Annotated in this window: 15 protein-coding genes; 11 read left to right on the top strand and 4 right to left on the bottom strand. The window is 71.7% G+C overall.

Annotated elements, in window-relative coordinates:
• Window positions 1–17: 17 nt before the first annotated feature.
• The 3 genes from ACIBKX_RS01725 to ACIBKX_RS01715 all read right to left on the bottom strand — a co-directional run bounded on the left by ACIBKX_RS01725 (window position 18) and on the right by ACIBKX_RS01715 (window position 3,433).
• A complete protein-coding gene (locus ACIBKX_RS01725; RefSeq protein WP_363272464.1) occupies window positions 18–758 on the bottom strand; it encodes an LON peptidase substrate-binding domain-containing protein in 741 nt (246 codons plus the stop codon).
• 11 nt (window positions 759–769) lie between these two features.
• Entirely contained in the window at window positions 770–1,777 is a 1,008-nt protein-coding gene (locus tag ACIBKX_RS01720; protein WP_363272463.1) for a hypothetical protein, read from the bottom strand.
• A 141-nt stretch (window positions 1,778–1,918) separates the two neighbouring features.
• Window positions 1,919–3,433: an oxidoreductase gene (locus tag ACIBKX_RS01715; protein ID WP_399375661.1), complete on the bottom strand. Its 1,515-nt coding sequence runs from the start codon at window positions 3,431–3,433 to the stop codon at window positions 1,919–1,921.
• 278 nt (window positions 3,434–3,711) lie between these two features.
• Between ACIBKX_RS01715 and hisD the strand changes: the two genes are divergently transcribed.
• From hisD to ACIBKX_RS01660, 11 genes are all read left to right on the top strand, one after another.
• The gene (gene hisD / locus ACIBKX_RS01710) at window positions 3,712–5,037 is read left to right on the top strand and encodes a histidinol dehydrogenase (protein ID WP_363272461.1); all 1,326 of its coding nucleotides are present in this window, start codon (window positions 3,712–3,714) and stop codon (window positions 5,035–5,037) included.
• Between the two features lie 14 nt (window positions 5,038–5,051).
• The gene (locus tag ACIBKX_RS01705) at window positions 5,052–6,158 is read left to right on the top strand and encodes a histidinol-phosphate transaminase (protein WP_363272552.1); all 1,107 of its coding nucleotides are present in this window, start codon (window positions 5,052–5,054) and stop codon (window positions 6,156–6,158) included.
• Window positions 6,155–6,748: an imidazoleglycerol-phosphate dehydratase HisB gene (gene hisB, locus ACIBKX_RS01700; protein WP_363272460.1), complete on the top strand. Its 594-nt coding sequence runs from the start codon at window positions 6,155–6,157 to the stop codon at window positions 6,746–6,748. Before ACIBKX_RS01705 ends, hisB begins: the two co-directional genes overlap by 4 nt.
• A gap of 4 nt (window positions 6,749–6,752) precedes the next feature.
• Window positions 6,753–6,917, top strand: a complete 165-nt coding sequence (locus ACIBKX_RS01695; protein WP_363272459.1) for a hypothetical protein — start codon at window positions 6,753–6,755, stop codon at window positions 6,915–6,917.
• A gap of 17 nt (window positions 6,918–6,934) precedes the next feature.
• Window positions 6,935–7,576: an imidazole glycerol phosphate synthase subunit HisH gene (hisH, locus tag ACIBKX_RS01690; protein WP_363272458.1), complete on the top strand. Its 642-nt coding sequence runs from the start codon at window positions 6,935–6,937 to the stop codon at window positions 7,574–7,576.
• Entirely contained in the window at window positions 7,573–8,298 is a 726-nt protein-coding gene (priA, locus tag ACIBKX_RS01685) for a bifunctional 1-(5-phosphoribosyl)-5-((5-phosphoribosylamino)methylideneamino)imidazole-4-carboxamide isomerase/phosphoribosylanthranilate isomerase PriA (protein ID WP_363272457.1), read from the top strand. The genes hisH and priA overlap by 4 nt, the downstream gene beginning before the upstream one ends.
• Window positions 8,295–8,696, top strand: coding sequence for a RidA family protein (locus ACIBKX_RS01680; RefSeq protein WP_363272456.1), 402 nt, complete (start codon window positions 8,295–8,297; stop codon window positions 8,694–8,696). Before priA ends, ACIBKX_RS01680 begins: the two co-directional genes overlap by 4 nt.
• Window positions 8,693–9,448, top strand: coding sequence for an imidazole glycerol phosphate synthase subunit HisF (gene hisF, locus ACIBKX_RS01675; protein ID WP_363272455.1), 756 nt, complete (start codon window positions 8,693–8,695; stop codon window positions 9,446–9,448). Before ACIBKX_RS01680 ends, hisF begins: the two co-directional genes overlap by 4 nt.
• Window positions 9,449–9,641: 193 nt before the next feature.
• Entirely contained in the window at window positions 9,642–10,874 is a 1,233-nt protein-coding gene (locus tag ACIBKX_RS01670) for a cytochrome P450 (protein WP_399375599.1), read from the top strand.
• 98 nt (window positions 10,875–10,972) lie between these two features.
• The gene (locus ACIBKX_RS01665) at window positions 10,973–11,623 is read left to right on the top strand and encodes a helix-turn-helix domain-containing protein (protein WP_363272454.1); all 651 of its coding nucleotides are present in this window, start codon (window positions 10,973–10,975) and stop codon (window positions 11,621–11,623) included.
• Between the two features lie 14 nt (window positions 11,624–11,637).
• On the top strand, window positions 11,638–12,936 hold the full coding sequence (locus ACIBKX_RS01660) for an MFS transporter (protein ID WP_363272453.1): 1,299 nt from the start codon (window positions 11,638–11,640) through the stop codon (window positions 12,934–12,936).
• A 36-nt stretch (window positions 12,937–12,972) separates the two neighbouring features.
• Here the strand turns inward: ACIBKX_RS01660 and ACIBKX_RS01655 are convergent, their stop codons facing one another.
• Window positions 12,973–13,608, bottom strand: a complete 636-nt coding sequence (locus ACIBKX_RS01655) for a TIGR03085 family metal-binding protein (RefSeq protein ID WP_363272452.1) — start codon at window positions 13,606–13,608, stop codon at window positions 12,973–12,975.
• Between the last annotated feature and the right edge of the window lie 44 nt (window positions 13,609–13,652).

Genomic DNA, 13,652 nt, shown 5'->3' with positions numbered 1-13,652 from the left:
AGCGCTCGCGCCTTACGTCAGTTGAGACTCGTGGTGCCGCGCGTGAGGTCCGTCGCGGGCAACGACGGCAGATTACGGATGATCGCGGTCTCGGCGCGAAGGAGTTTCAGCTCCTCGCGCAGGCGCGCGGCCGTGTCGGGGGACTCCAGGAGCCGCTGCTTGGTGGGCGTGTCCAGGACCGCCGCCGCCGCGACCAGATACGACACCACCGACGGGTCGTCCGGCAGCTCGGCGCCCGTCGAAAGGGACCGCTCGCGCGCCCCGGCCAGCCGCTTCTGATAGCCGCGGAACGCCCGCAGGACGCCCGCCGCCAGCGGACCCGCTTCCTCGCCCGGCTCCTCGGGCAGCTCCTCGACCTCGGCGGTCAGGAAGGCGCCGGACGCGTCCACCGAGTGCAGCCGCACCCGGGTGGTGCCGGTGGCGAGGACCTCGAAGCCGCCGTCGGCGCGCTCCCGGATCGTCGCCGCGTCCGCCACGCAGCCCACCGCGTGGAACGACTTGAGCGGGTCGTCGCCGAACCCGGCGGCGGGCCCCTGCTCGGGCTGTGCGGTCGGGTCGGGGAGGCCCGGCGCGCTCGGCGCCACCTCCAGGCCGTCGCGGATCGCGACGACGGCGAAGAGCCGCTGGTCCTCGTCGGAGGTCTTGAGCAGCTCGCGCATCATGGCGCGATAACGCTCCTCGAACACGTTCAGCGGGAGCACGAGCCCCGGGAACAGCACCGAGTTGAGCGGGAAGAGCGGAAGCCGGACGGTGGTCACGAACCAAAAGCCTAATGGTCGCCGGGGGCCGGCCCGCCGCGCCGGGTGCGCAGCGGGGTCGTGGACGCCACCTCGATGCGCACGCCGTCGCGCAGTTCGAGGAACTGGCCGAGCGGATCGTCGGCGAGCCGGTCCCAGGGGAAGGACGTGGCGTACGGCCCGATGAGGCGCAGTTGGCCGAGGGCGTCCTGCCAGCGTTCCAGGCGGACCAGGACGTACACGAGGAGGTTGCGGACCTCCGCCGGCCAGGGATCCCCGGACGCGTACTCCCGGGACAGCTCGATGCCGAGGTCGGCCGCCGCGTCCAGGCGCTCGCGCGGCACGCTCCCGGAGGCGCTGGTCAGATAGGCGAAGGCGGCCCGCGCGGGCAGCGCCTGGATGAGCGATCCGGGCAGCGCGTCGCGTGCCGCGCTCTCGGCGAAGTCGAAGCACTGGCGGTGCGAGCCGTACCAGGCCGCCGAGAGGTACTGCAGGGCCGAGGCATGGCAGCCGTAGTGGTGCGAGGAGCGGCGTACCGCCTCGGCCCACAGCTCGTCGAAGACCGACTGCGGGGCGTGTGTGCCGCGCGCGTGGTCCAGGGCGATCCGCCAGGGCACGGGGTCGCGCGGATCGGCCTCGGCGGCGGCGGTGAGCAGCGGCGCCGACTCGCGGAGCAGCTCGGCGCGGGCGGGCGACTCCCAGCCCCGGACGACGGCCAGTTCGGCCTTGACGAGCAGCGCGTCCGGGTCGTGCGGGGCCGCGGCCTGCCAGTCGTCGAACCACTCGGAGCGGGAGCGGGCGAAGGCGGCCAGACGCGTGGTGTAACGGTCGCGGTTCTCCCACTCGTTGCCCTCGCGGGTGGTCGCGAGCAGCTTGGCGGCCGGGTCGTAGTCGCCCCGGCCCGCGGCGACCAGAGCCGGGCCGAGCCGGTCGTCGGGCACGTCGAGGAGCACCTCGTCGTCGGGGGTCAGTCCGGCGGCCAGGAGCGGGGTGTGCCTGACCATCCGGGAGGTGCGGATCAGGGCGCGCAGCAGGTGCATGGTGTGGGTATTGAAAACCGCAGGTCGGGGCAGTGCCAGGGGGTATTTGATGACGCTTTCGTATCGGTCGTTCGGTTGCCTGGGCATCGGTCAAGGGACGGCAAAATCTTGCACCCCGTCAGTTCCCGCGCGGCAACCGTTTCAGTTCCTGCGCAGCAATCGCGTCGCCCCCGCCGCGACCGTCGTCGCGAGCACCCAGCCGAGCAGGATGAGGATCGCCGCGAACCACTGCCAACCGCCGCGCAGCTGCCAGTAGCTGTCCTGGCCGAGGTTGATGACCGGGAGCAGCAGGTCGAGGGCGAACAGCGCCGGGTTCCAGTTCGGGTGCTCGCCCGGTTTGATCGCCGGGTGGTCGGCGTGCGAGAAGGCCACCGCGCTCACCGCCCACAGGACCGCCATCCAGAGCGCGGCCCGGCCAGGCCGGTAGCCGTAGGCCACCGTCCAGTCCTGGGCGAAGCCCCACAGCTTCGCCGCCACCGGCAGGGTCTCGCGGCGTCTGCGCTGCTTGGCGAGCAGCACCTCGCGGGCGTCGGCGTCCTCGCCGCCGTTGCGCAGCACCGTCGCCAGCTTCTCGTACGGCTCCGGGTTGTACTCGGCGGTCGCTGCCGCCACCCAGCTCAGCCGCCGGGAGAGCGGGAAGCTGCCCTGCGGCACCAGGTTCTCGTACGTGAAACCGCCCATCTGGAGTCCGCCGGGTCCCGGCCAGCTCGTCGACTTGTCGATGAGGTTGACGACCTTCGCGCCGGACAGCACGATCTTGCCCCGCTCGGGTGCCTCGCCGAGGAAGCGCAGCTCGGGCGTCTGGACGCGGCGCAGCGACACCTCCTGGTCGTTCTCCAGGGTGAAGCGGGCCTGGGCCAGGTCCACGGCGTCGCCGAACCGGCCGTCGTCGAGCCGGATGCCGCCCTGGCAGTCGAAGCGCTGGACGCGGGTGCCGCGCGCCGGGGTCGTGCCGCTGGACATCGGGGGGTCGCCGAGCGCGGCGGGCGTCATGTAGAGCGTGCGCTCGACGGTCATCTGCGGGGCGTTCAGCGCCCGGCGGCCGTACGGATTGGCGAGTTGGCTGCCGCGCAGGCTGAAGGAGACGCCGATCTTCGCGCCGCGCAGGCTCAGCTGGCCGTGCGACTCCATCATCTCGGCCTGTAGGTCCTGACCGACCGAGAGCCCGTCGCCCATGATCGAGTTGCCGCGCCGGTCGCGGTAGATCACCGCCTGGTTGAGCAGCAGGTCGGTGCCGATCTGGGCGTCGGTCAGGCGCATGCCGTTGTGGATCCGGCAGCGCGGCAGATGCAGGTCGCCCTCGGTGTGCAGCCGGGCCGCCTCCACGCGCGGGATCGAGCAGTTGACCAGCCGCAGGGTGGTGAACTTGGCCTCGGGGAAAAGGATTTCCTTCTCGAAGCGGCAGTGCTTCAGCTCGGCGTAGGGCAGCACCTCGCCGCCCGCGAGATCGAGTACGTCGGTGATCTGCAGGCCCGCGAGCTTCAGTGAGGAGACACGGCCGGAGAGCGCCGGGGGTCCGTCGAGCAGCAGCATGCACACGACGCGTGCGCGCACGCTCCGCTCCGCTCCCCAGGGGTGGCCGCCGTGCGGATCGTCCGCCATCGGATCGCCCGACCGCAGGTCATAGACGCTGCCGTTGCGGAAGGCCTGCCACATGCCGACCTCGGCGGCGGTCAGCCAATCCGGCGGGTCCTCGATGCCGGTGCCGTCGACCACTGCTGCCGTCCTCCCCGTACCGCGATGTGTTTGTGTCTCGTACATCTGTTCATGCCCGCTGAGTGACGGGCTGAACGCTAGTGGTGAACGGCATCTTCCGAAAAGTGGAGGGCAACGCGAAGCGTTTCAGGCAGGGCGGTGGTGGAAGGCGGGTGGGCCGGTATCAGCCAGTGATACGGGCGTCCGGCGGAGAATCAGGGTCTGAGAGAATTGGCCATGTGATCTCCCGAATCGATCTGCGCGGCGACGCCCTCCCCGAGGGCCCCGCCCTGCGCGCCCTGCTGCCCCGTGCCGACTTCGACGTCGCGGCCGCCCTGGAGAAGGTGCGGCCCATCTGCGAGGACGTGCATCATCGTGGCGACGCGGCACTGATCGAGTACGCGGCGAAGTTCGACGGAGTGCAGTTGACGCAGGTCCGCGTCCCCGCCGCCGCGCTCGCCGAGGCCCTCGAAGGCCTCGACCCGGACGTGCGCGCGGCCCTGGAGGAGTCCATCCGCCGCGCCCGCCTCGTCCACCGCGAGCAGCGCCGCGCCCCGCACACCACCCAGGTCGTGCCCGGCGGCACGGTCACCGAGAAGTGGGTGCCGGTCGAGCGCGTGGGCCTCTACGCACCCGGCGGCCGGTCCGTCTACCCCTCCTCCGTGATCATGAACGCGGTCCCGGCGCAGGAGGCCGGCGTCGAGTCCATGGCGCTCGCGTCCCCGCCGCAGGCCGACTTCGGCGGCCTCCCGCACCCCACGATCCTCGCGGCCTGCGCGCTGCTCGGCATCGACGAGGTGTACGCGGTGGGCGGCGCCCAGGCCGTCGCCATGTTCGCGTACGGCACCGAGACCTGCGCCCCGGCCAACATGGTGACCGGCCCCGGCAACATCTGGGTCGCGGCCGCCAAGCGCTACTTCACCGGACGCATCGGCATCGACACCGAGGCGGGCCCGACCGAGATCGCGGTCCTCGCCGACGACACCGCCGACCCGGCGCACGTCGCGTCCGACCTGATCAGCCAGGCCGAGCACGACCCGCTCGCGGCCGCCGTGCTCGTCACGGACTCCGTGGACCTGGCCGACGCGGTCGCCAAGGAGCTGGAGCCGCAGGTCGCCGCGACCAAGCACGTCGAGGACCGGATCGTCCCCGCGCTCGCGGGCCGCCAGTCCGCGATCGTCCTGGTCGACGGCCTGGACGAGGGCCTGCGGGTCGTCGACGCGTACGGCGCCGAGCACCTGGAGATCCAGACCGCGGACGCCGCCGCCGTCGCGGAGCGCGTCAAGAACGCGGGCGCGATCTTCGTCGGCCCGTGGGCGCCGGTCTCCCTCGGCGACTACTGCGCGGGCTCCAACCACGTCCTGCCGACCGGCGGCTGCGCCTGCCACTCCTCGGGGCTCAGCGTCCAGTCGTTCCTGCGCGGCATCCACATCGTCGACTACACGCGCGACGCGCTCGCCGATGTCGCCCACCACGTGGTGACGCTCGCCGAGGCTGAAGACCTGCCCGCGCACGGTGCTGCCATCAAGGCCCGCTTCGGATGGAAGGTGCCGGAGAGCAAGTGACCAACAACGCCCCCTTGTCCCCCTGGGACGAACTTCCCATCCGCGACGAACTGCGCGGCAAGTCCCCCTACGGCGCGCCCCAGCTCGACGTACCCGTACGCCTGAACACCAACGAGAACCCCTACCCGCTCCCCGAGCCGCTCGTCGAGCGCATCGCCGAGCGGGTCCGCGAGGCCGCCCGCGACCTCAACCGCTACCCCGACCGGGACGCGGTCGAGCTGCGCACGGAACTCGCCCGCTACCTCACCCGCACCGGCGGACACGAGGTCGGCATCGCCAACGTGTGGGCGGCCAACGGTTCCAACGAGGTCATCCAGCAGCTCCTGCAGACCTTCGGCGGGCCGGGACGCACCGCCATCGGCTTCGAGCCCTCGTACTCGATGCACGGACTGATCGCGCGCGGCACCGGCACGGGCTGGATCTCCGGGCCGCGCCACGACGACTTCACGATCGACGTCGAAGCGGCCAGCAAGGCGATCGCCGAGAACCGGCCGGACGTCGTGTTCGTCACGACGCCCAACAACCCCACGGGGAACGCCGTTCCGGCCGAGACGGTCCTCGCCCTGTACGAAGCCGCCCAGGCCGCGAAGCCGTCCATGGTCGTGGTCGACGAGGCGTACGTCGAGTTCAGCCACGGCGCATCGTTGCTCCCGCTGATCGAGGGACGGCCGAATCTGGTCATCTCCCGCACCATGTCGAAGGCCTTCGGCGCGGCCGGTCTGCGCCTCGGCTATCTCGCCGCGGCCCCCGCGGTCGTCGACGCCGTCCAGCTGGTGCGCCTTCCGTACCACCTGTCGGCCGTCACGCAGGCCACCGCGCTCGCCGCCCTGGAGCACACCGACACGCTCCTGAAATACGTCGAGCAGCTGAAGCAGGAGCGCGACCGGCTGGTGAGCGAGCTGCGGGCGATCGGCTACGAAGTGACCGATTCGGACGCCAACTTCGTGCAGTTCGGGCGGTTCGACGACGCGCACGTGGTGTGGCAGAAGATCCTCGACCGGGGCGTCCTGGTACGGGACAACGGCGTACCGGGGTGGCTGCGGGTCTCCGCGGGAACCCCCGCCGAAAACGACGCGTTCCTCGATGCGGTACGCGAACTCAAGAAGGAGCAGAGCGCATGAGCCGCGTTGGACGGGTCGAAAGAACGACCAAGGAGACCTCGGTCCTCGTCGAGATCGATCTCGACGGCACCGGCCAGGTCGACGTGTCGACCGGGGTCGGCTTCTACGACCACATGCTCGACCAGCTCGGCCGCCACGGCCTCTTCGACCTCACGGTCAAGACCGAGGGCGACCTGCACATCGACACGCACCACACCATCGAGGACACCGCCCTCGCGCTCGGCGCCGCCTTCAAGCAGGCGCTCGGCGACAAGGTCGGCATCTACCGCTTCGGCAACTGCACGGTCCCGCTCGACGAGTCGCTCGCCCAGGTGACCGTCGACCTCAGCGGCCGGCCGTACCTCGTGCACACCGAGCCCGAGACCATGGCGCCGATGATCGGCACGTACGACACGACGATGACCCGGCACATCCTGGAGTCCTTCGTCGCCCAGGCGCAGATCGCCCTGCACGTCCACGTGCCCTACGGCCGCAACGCCCACCACATCGTGGAGTGCCAGTTCAAGGCCCTGGCCCGCGCCCTGCGCTACGCCTCTGAGCGGGACCCGCGCGCCGCCGGAATCCTCCCCTCCACGAAGGGCGCGCTGTAAAGCCATGACCGGACTCACCACCATCCTGATCGTCGTCGGTCTCTTCCTGATCGGCGGCATCATCTCCTTCGTCAAGCAGGGGATGCCGAAGAGCCTGATCACGCTCCTGTCGATCGGCGCCGCCATGTGCCTGGCCGCGGGCATTCTGCGGCTCGACTACTGGAACTGAGGGGAGCTGATCCACGTATGACCGCTCCCAAGAAGGTCGTCGTCTTCGACTACGGCTTCGGGAACGTCCGTTCCGCCGAGCGCGCCCTCGCACGCGCCGGGGCCGACGTCGAGATCACCCGTGACTACGACAAGGCCATGGCCGCCGACGGCCTGCTCGTCCCCGGCGTCGGCGCCTTCGCCGCCTGCATGCAGGGGCTCAAGGAGGCGCGCGGCGACTGGATCGTGGGCCGCAGGCTCGCGGGCGGCCGTCCGGTGATGGGCATCTGCGTCGGCATGCAGATCCTCTTCGCGCGCGGCATCGAGCACGGCGTCGAGACCGAGGGCCTCGACGAGTGGCCCGGCACCGTCGAGCCGCTCAAGGCCGACATCGTCCCGCACATGGGCTGGAACACGGTCGAGGCCCCCGCGGACTCGCAGCTCTTCGCGGGCCTGGACGCCGACGCCCGCTACTACTTCGTGCACTCGTACGCCGTGCACGAGTGGGACTTCGAGGTCGGCAACCCCGCCTTCCGCGCCCCCAAGGTCGCCTGGACCACGCACGGCGAGCCCTTCGTCGCGGCCGTCGAGAACGGCGCGCTGTGGGCCACCCAGTTCCACCCCGAGAAGTCCGGCGACGCCGGCGCCCAGCTCCTCACCAACTGGATCGGAACCCTGTGAGCATCCTCGAACTCCTTCCCGCCGTCGACGTCCGCGACGGCCAGGCCGTGCGCCTCGTCCATGGCGAGTCCGGATCGGAGACCTCCTACGGCTCCCCGCTGGAGGCCGCCCTCGCCTGGCAGCGCTCGGGCGCCGAGTGGCTGCACCTGGTCGACCTGGACGCCGCGTTCGGCACCGGCGACAACCGCGAGCTGATCGCCGAGGTCGCGGGCGCCATGGACATCAAGGTCGAGCTGTCCGGCGGCATCCGCGACGACGCCTCGCTGGAGGCCGCGCTCGCCACCGGCTGCACCCGTGTGAACCTCGGCACCGCCGCCCTGGAGACCCCCGACTGGGTCGCCAAGGTCATCGCCTCGCACGGCGACAAGATCGCGGTCGGCCTCGACGTGCGCGGCACGACCCTGCGCGGCCGCGGCTGGACCCGCGACGGCGGCGACCTGTACGAGACCCTGGAGCGCCTCAACGCCGAGGGCTGCGCCCGCTATGTCGTCACCGACATCGCCAAGGACGGCACGCTGCAGGGCCCGAACCTGGAGCTCCTGAAGAACGTCTGCGCGGCCACCGACCGTCCGGTCGTCGCCTCCGGCGGTGTCTCGTCCCTGGACGACCTGCGCGCGATCGCCGAGCTCGTCCCGCTGGGCGTCGAGGGCTCCATCGTCGGCAAGGCGCTGTACGCGAAGGCCTTCACGCTGGAAGAGGCCCTCGCAGCGGTGTCGTCATGAGCGACATCGTCCGCAGGGTGAGCTCGGGCGGACCGTGGGAGGAAGCCATCGGCTGCTCCCGCGCCGTCGAGCTCCCCAACGGGCTTGTCCTGGTGTCGGGTTGCACGTCGGTGGTGAACGGCGTCATAGACGCCGGGACGCCCTACGAGCAGGCGGCCAACGCCTTCCACGTGGCCGTCGACGCGCTGAAGAAGCTCGGCCTCGGCCGCGAGCACGTCGTACGCACCCGCATGTATCTGACCCACGCGCGGGACGTGGACGAGGTCGGCAGGGCCCACAAGGAGCTCTTCGACGACGTCCGCCCCGCCGCATCCATGATCATCGTCTCCGGCTTCGTCGACCCCAGCCTGGTCGTCGAGGTCGAGGTCGAGGCCTACCGGGGAGCACAGCCGTCATGACCCTGGCCGTACGAGTCATCCCCTGCCTGGACGTGGACAACGGCCGCGTCGTCAAGGGCGTCAACTTCCAGAACCTGCGGGACGCGGGCGATCCCGTCGAGATGGCCAAGGTGTACGACGCCGAGGGCGCCGACGAGCTCACCTTCCTGGACATCACGGCGTCCTCCGGCAACCGCGAGACCACCTACGACGTGGTGCGCCGCACCGCCGAGCAGGTCTTCATCCCGCTCACGGTCGGTGGCGGCGTGCGCACCGCCGAGGACGTCGACAGGCTGCTGCGCGCGGGCGCGGACAAGGTCGGGGTCAACACGGCCGCGATCGCCCGCCCCGAGCTGATCCGCGAGATCGCCGAGCGGTTCGGCCGCCAGGTGCTCGTCCTGTCGGTGGACGCGCGGCGCACGGAGTCCGGGTCCTTCGAGGTGACGACCCACGGCGGCCGCAAGTCCGCCGGGATCGACGCCGTCGAATGGGCCCACCGGGCCGCCGAGTTGGGCGCGGGCGAGATCCTGCTCAACTCGATGGACGCCGACGGCACGAAGGACGGCTACGACATCGAGATGATCGAGGCGGTACGCAAGCACGTCACCGTCCCGGTCATCGCCTCCGGCGGCGCCGGCAAGCTGACCGACTTCCCGCCCGCCGTCGCGGCCGGCGCGGACGCGGTGCTCGCGGCGTCGGTCTTCCACTTCGGGGATCTGCGGATCGGCCAGGTGAAGGACGAACTGCGGTCGGCGGGGCATCCGGTCCGTTAGGTCCGGCCGGGGACGGGCGGAGCGGCGCTTCCGGGCGCCGCTCTCAGGCGGTGCTCTCGGGCGCTGCTCTCAGGCGCCGCTCTCGGGCGCCGCTCGAAGCCGGCCGCAGGGGCGGTGCACCCGGTGCCGCGAGCGCTCTCTTTCCGCCGGGCGCTGGGTAGCGTGACGGGCTCATCCACGGAGGGGATCACCCGTGTCTGCCCTGCCTTCCCTGCCATCCCTGTCTTCTCTGCCCACCATCGATCTGCCGGAGCTCGGCCCCGACTTCGCCGGCGATCCGTATGCCGTCTACGCGAAGCTGCGCGCACAGGGCCCCGTGCACCATGTGCGCACCCCGGACGGCCAGGAGATCTTTCTCGTCGTCGGGTACGAGGCCTGCCGCGCCGCGTTCACCGACCCCCGGCTCAGCCGGGACTGGCGGGGCGCCGGTGACGTACGCCGGGTCGTCAACGCGGACCCGGACGACCCGAGCCTCGCCCACATGGCGATGGCCGACCCCCCGGACCACACCCGGCTCCGGGGGCTCGTGGCGCGGGAGTTCACCCAGCGCCGTATCGAAGGACTGGCCCCGCGGATCCAGGAGATCGCCGACACGCTGCTCGACCGGATGACGACGGACGGCGCGCGGCGGGCCGAGCTGGTGGCCCACTTCGCCTTCCCGCTGCCGATGACCATCCTGTGCGAACTCCTCGGCGTGCCCGAGCTGGACCGGGAGTCCTTCCGCCGCTGGGGCGGCGAGATCCTCTCGCCGAGCAGCAAGGAGGCCGAGATCGCCGCGTACACCGGGCAGGCGGCGTATCTGCCGCGGCTCATCGAGGAGAAGCGCGGCAACCCCGGTGACGATCTGCTCAGCGCGCTGATCCACACGGTCGACGAGGACGGCGACCGGCTCTCGCCGGACGAACTGATCGGCATGTGCAGCCTGTTGATCATCGCCGGTCAGGAGACCACGGTGAACCTGATCGGCAACGGCCTGCGGGCACTCTTCAAGCACCCCGACCAACTCGCCCTGCTGCGCTCCGACTTGAGCCTCACCGAGGGTGCGGTCGAGGAGATGCTGCGCTACGACGGTCCGGCGGCGTCCTCCCTGGAACGGCTCGCCCTGACCGACGTCGAGATGGGCGGCGTGCGGATGCCGGCCGGGTCCATGGTGCGGTTCGTCATGGCGGACGCGGGACGTGACGCCGCGCGGTTCGCGGACCCGGACCGCTTCGACATCCGCAGGGACGCGCGCGGCCACATCGCGTTCGGGCACGGACTGCACCACTGCCTGGGCGCGCCGCTGGCCCGCCTGGAGGGCGCGATCGCGTTCCGTTCGCTCCTGGAGCGCTGTCCGGAGATCGCGGCGGACTTCGACGAGGCGGAGCTGGAGTGGGTGCCGGGTGTGGTGATCAGGGGGGTGCGGAGGCTGCCGGTGCGGTGGTGAGGCCTCCGGGACGCGGCGGTGGTGAGACCTCCGAGATGCGAAGGGAAAGTTGCGCAATTTATATTGCGCAACTTTTCCTTCGTATCTACGGTGGGGTCATGGACGACAAGCAGCAACCGGGCGAGCGGGACGAGGGGAACGAACGGCAGGAGCCGGGGTTCCGCGGGACGCGTGGGACCCGTCGGATCACCGACGTCGGCACGCTGAAGGCCTTCGGGCATCCACTGCGGCAGAAGATCTACGGGACGTTGCGCGTGGCGGGCCCGTCGACCGCCTCGCAGATCGCCGCCCAGGTGGACGAGGCGGTCTCGCTGGTCAGCTACCACCTGCGCAAGCTCGCCGAGCACGGCCTGATCGAGGCGGCCGAGGCGCAGAGCGGGGACGCGCGGGAGCGGTGGTGGCAGGCGGCGCAGGACACGCTGAGCTTCCGGCACGAGGACTTCAAGGACACGCCGGAGGGCGCGGCCGTGCACGCTTCGGTGGTCCGGGGCATGCTCGCCCACCGCCACGAGCAGTACGAGACCTATCTGGACCAGCAGACGGCCTGGGGCGAGCAGTGGCGGCTCGCGGCGGACCAGTCGGACTTCCTCGCGCGTCTGAACGCCGCCGAACTCGGCCGGCTCAACGCGGAGATCCATGCCCTGGTCAAGAAGTACGAGGAGCAGGGCAAGGCCGCCGAGGCGGCGGGCGACACCGAGGGGCGCGAGAACGTCGCCGTGCATCTGGCCAGCTTCCCGTTCCGGATCTGAGAGGGCCGTCCGCCGTGACCACGACTCCTGCTCTGCGCACGGCCGCCCCCGCCGGGGAGCGCCCCGCCGCCCACCGGGACGGCAACGTGCTGCGCTGGCTCGGCGCGTACAGCGCGTCCGCCGTCGGCGACAACATCTACTACCTCGCCCTGTCCTGGGCGGCGGTCCAGTCGGGCGGCCCCTCCCAGGCGGGCCTGGTGATGACCGTGAGCGCGCTGCCGCGGGCGCTGCTGATGCTGGGCGGGGGAGTGATCGCCGACCGGTTCGGGCCACGGCGGGTGGTCATCGGCAGTGACGCGGTGCGGTGCTTGGCGGTGTTCGCGGTAGCGGGGCTGCTGGTCCTTGCGAGCCCGGGCCTGTGGCTGCTGGCCGTGCTGGGGCTGGTCTTCGGGACGGTCGACGCGCTGTTCATGCCGGCGGTGGGGGCGCTGCCGGCGCGGATCACGGGGCGGGATCAGCTGGCGCGGGTGCAGGGGATGCGGGGCCTTGTGATCCGCCTCGCCAATGTCGTGGGGGCGCCGCTCGGGGGTCTCGGTGTGGCGCTCGGGGGCCCGGCGGCGGCGTTCGGGGTGGCGGGACTCCTCTTCGCGCTCTCCCTGCCGCTGCTGGTGGCCGTGCGCATGGGGAACCTGCCCGCCGGTGCCGGTGCCGGTGCCGGTGCCGACGGCGATGCCGACGGCGGCGACGCGTCGCGGGGCGGGCGGACGGCCTGGGGCGAGCTGAGGGACGGCCTGCGCTACATCCGCGGGCACCGCGTCCTCGCCCCCCTGATGGTCGTCGTCGCCCTCGGTGACCTGGGGTTCGTGGGGCCGCTGAACATCGGGCTGACCATCCTGGCGGACGAGCGGGGGTGGGGCGCGTCCGGGATGGGACTCGTCCTCGCGGGGTTCGGGGCGGGGGCCGGGGCGTCGGCGCTGTGGCTGACGGTGCGGGGGCGGGTGCCGCGGGCGGGTCTCGTCCTGCCGGTGACGTGCCTCGTCGGGGCGGTCGGCGTCGGCGGGATGGCGTATGTGCCGCTGCTGTGGGGTGCGGTGGGGGTGGCGTCGGCGACGGGGCTGGTGGTGGGGCTGACGGGGGCGCTGTCCGGCGCCCTCGCCCAGACCGAGTCCGCTCCCGCCTACCTGGGCCGGGTCACCGCGGTGAGCGGGCTGGTCAGCCTGGGCGTGGCGCCACTGACGTACCCGGTGACGGGCATCGCGGTGGAGGCGTGGGGGACGGCACCGGTCTTCACCGCGAGCGCGGTGACCTGCGGTCTTGCGGGGCTGTACGGGGTGTGTGCGCGGGGGTTGCGGGGGGCGGAGCTGCCGGGCTGATCCTTCCCAGGAGGCACCCGGCACGGACCCCTCAGATCAGATACCCAGCTGCTTCGACTCGTGGAGGCGGGATACCGCCTCCTTGTCTCCGTCCAGCTCCACCTTCGCCGCGTCCTGGCGGCCGTACACGAACATCAGCAGCTCGCCCGGCTCCCCCGTCACCGTCACGACCGGCGTCCCCCGGTGCGCCACCGCCGTCTGGCCGTCGGGGCGGCGCAGCACCACACCCACCGGAGCCTTGCGGCCGACCAGGCGGGCCATCCGCTCCAGGCGGGACCAGAGCGCGTCGGAGAAGACGGGGTCCAGCTCGCGCGGCGTCCAGTCGGGGCGGGCGCGGCGCACGTCCTCGGTGTGGACGTAGAACTCGACGGCGTTCGACGCCTCGTCGATCTGCTTGAGGGAGAAGGGGGAGAAGCGCGGCGGCCCGGTCCTGATCAGCTGGATCAGTTCCTCGTACGGCTTCGCGGCGAACTCGGCCTGCACCCGCTCAAGCCGGGCCGCGAGCTGCTTGATCAGGAGTCCGCCCGCGGCGTCCGCGCGCCGCTCGCGCACCACCACATGGGCTGCGAGGTCACGCGTGTTCCAGCCCTCGCAGAGGGTCGGCGCGTCGGGACCCTCCGCCTCCAACAGGTCGGCGAGGAGAAGTCGTTCACGCTTGGCATGGGTCGACATGCCACCCACCCTACGACCCGGTAGGCGGTCCGCGCAGTGGACAG

The sequence above is a fragment of the Streptomyces sp. NPDC050658 genome (genome assembly GCF_044457025.1).
Taxonomy (GTDB): Bacteria; Actinomycetota; Actinomycetes; order Streptomycetales; family Streptomycetaceae; genus Streptomyces.
Note: the sequence above shows the minus strand (reverse complement) of the source record. Positions and strands in the feature narration are given on the sequence as shown.

Excerpts from the sequence above, each read along its gene's own strand:
- ACIBKX_RS01720 (WP_363272463.1), bottom strand. The coding sequence starts at position 1,777 with ATGCACCTGCTGCGCGCCCTGATCCGCACCTCCCGGATGGTCAGGCAC.
- ACIBKX_RS01715 (WP_399375661.1), bottom strand. The coding sequence starts at position 3,433 with ATGTGGCAGGCCTTCCGCAACGGCAGCGTCTATGACCTGCGGTCGGGC.
- hisB (WP_363272460.1), top strand. The coding sequence starts at position 6,155 with ATGAGCCGCGTTGGACGGGTCGAAAGAACGACCAAGGAGACCTCGGTC.
- ACIBKX_RS01695 (WP_363272459.1), top strand. The coding sequence starts at position 6,753 with ATGACCGGACTCACCACCATCCTGATCGTCGTCGGTCTCTTCCTGATC.
- hisH (WP_363272458.1), top strand. The coding sequence starts at position 6,935 with ATGACCGCTCCCAAGAAGGTCGTCGTCTTCGACTACGGCTTCGGGAAC.
- ACIBKX_RS01680 (WP_363272456.1), top strand. The coding sequence starts at position 8,295 with ATGAGCGACATCGTCCGCAGGGTGAGCTCGGGCGGACCGTGGGAGGAA.
- hisF (WP_363272455.1), top strand. The coding sequence starts at position 8,693 with ATGACCCTGGCCGTACGAGTCATCCCCTGCCTGGACGTGGACAACGGC.
- ACIBKX_RS01665 (WP_363272454.1), top strand. The coding sequence starts at position 10,973 with ATGGACGACAAGCAGCAACCGGGCGAGCGGGACGAGGGGAACGAACGG.
- ACIBKX_RS01655 (WP_363272452.1), bottom strand. The coding sequence starts at position 13,608 with ATGTCGACCCATGCCAAGCGTGAACGACTTCTCCTCGCCGACCTGTTG.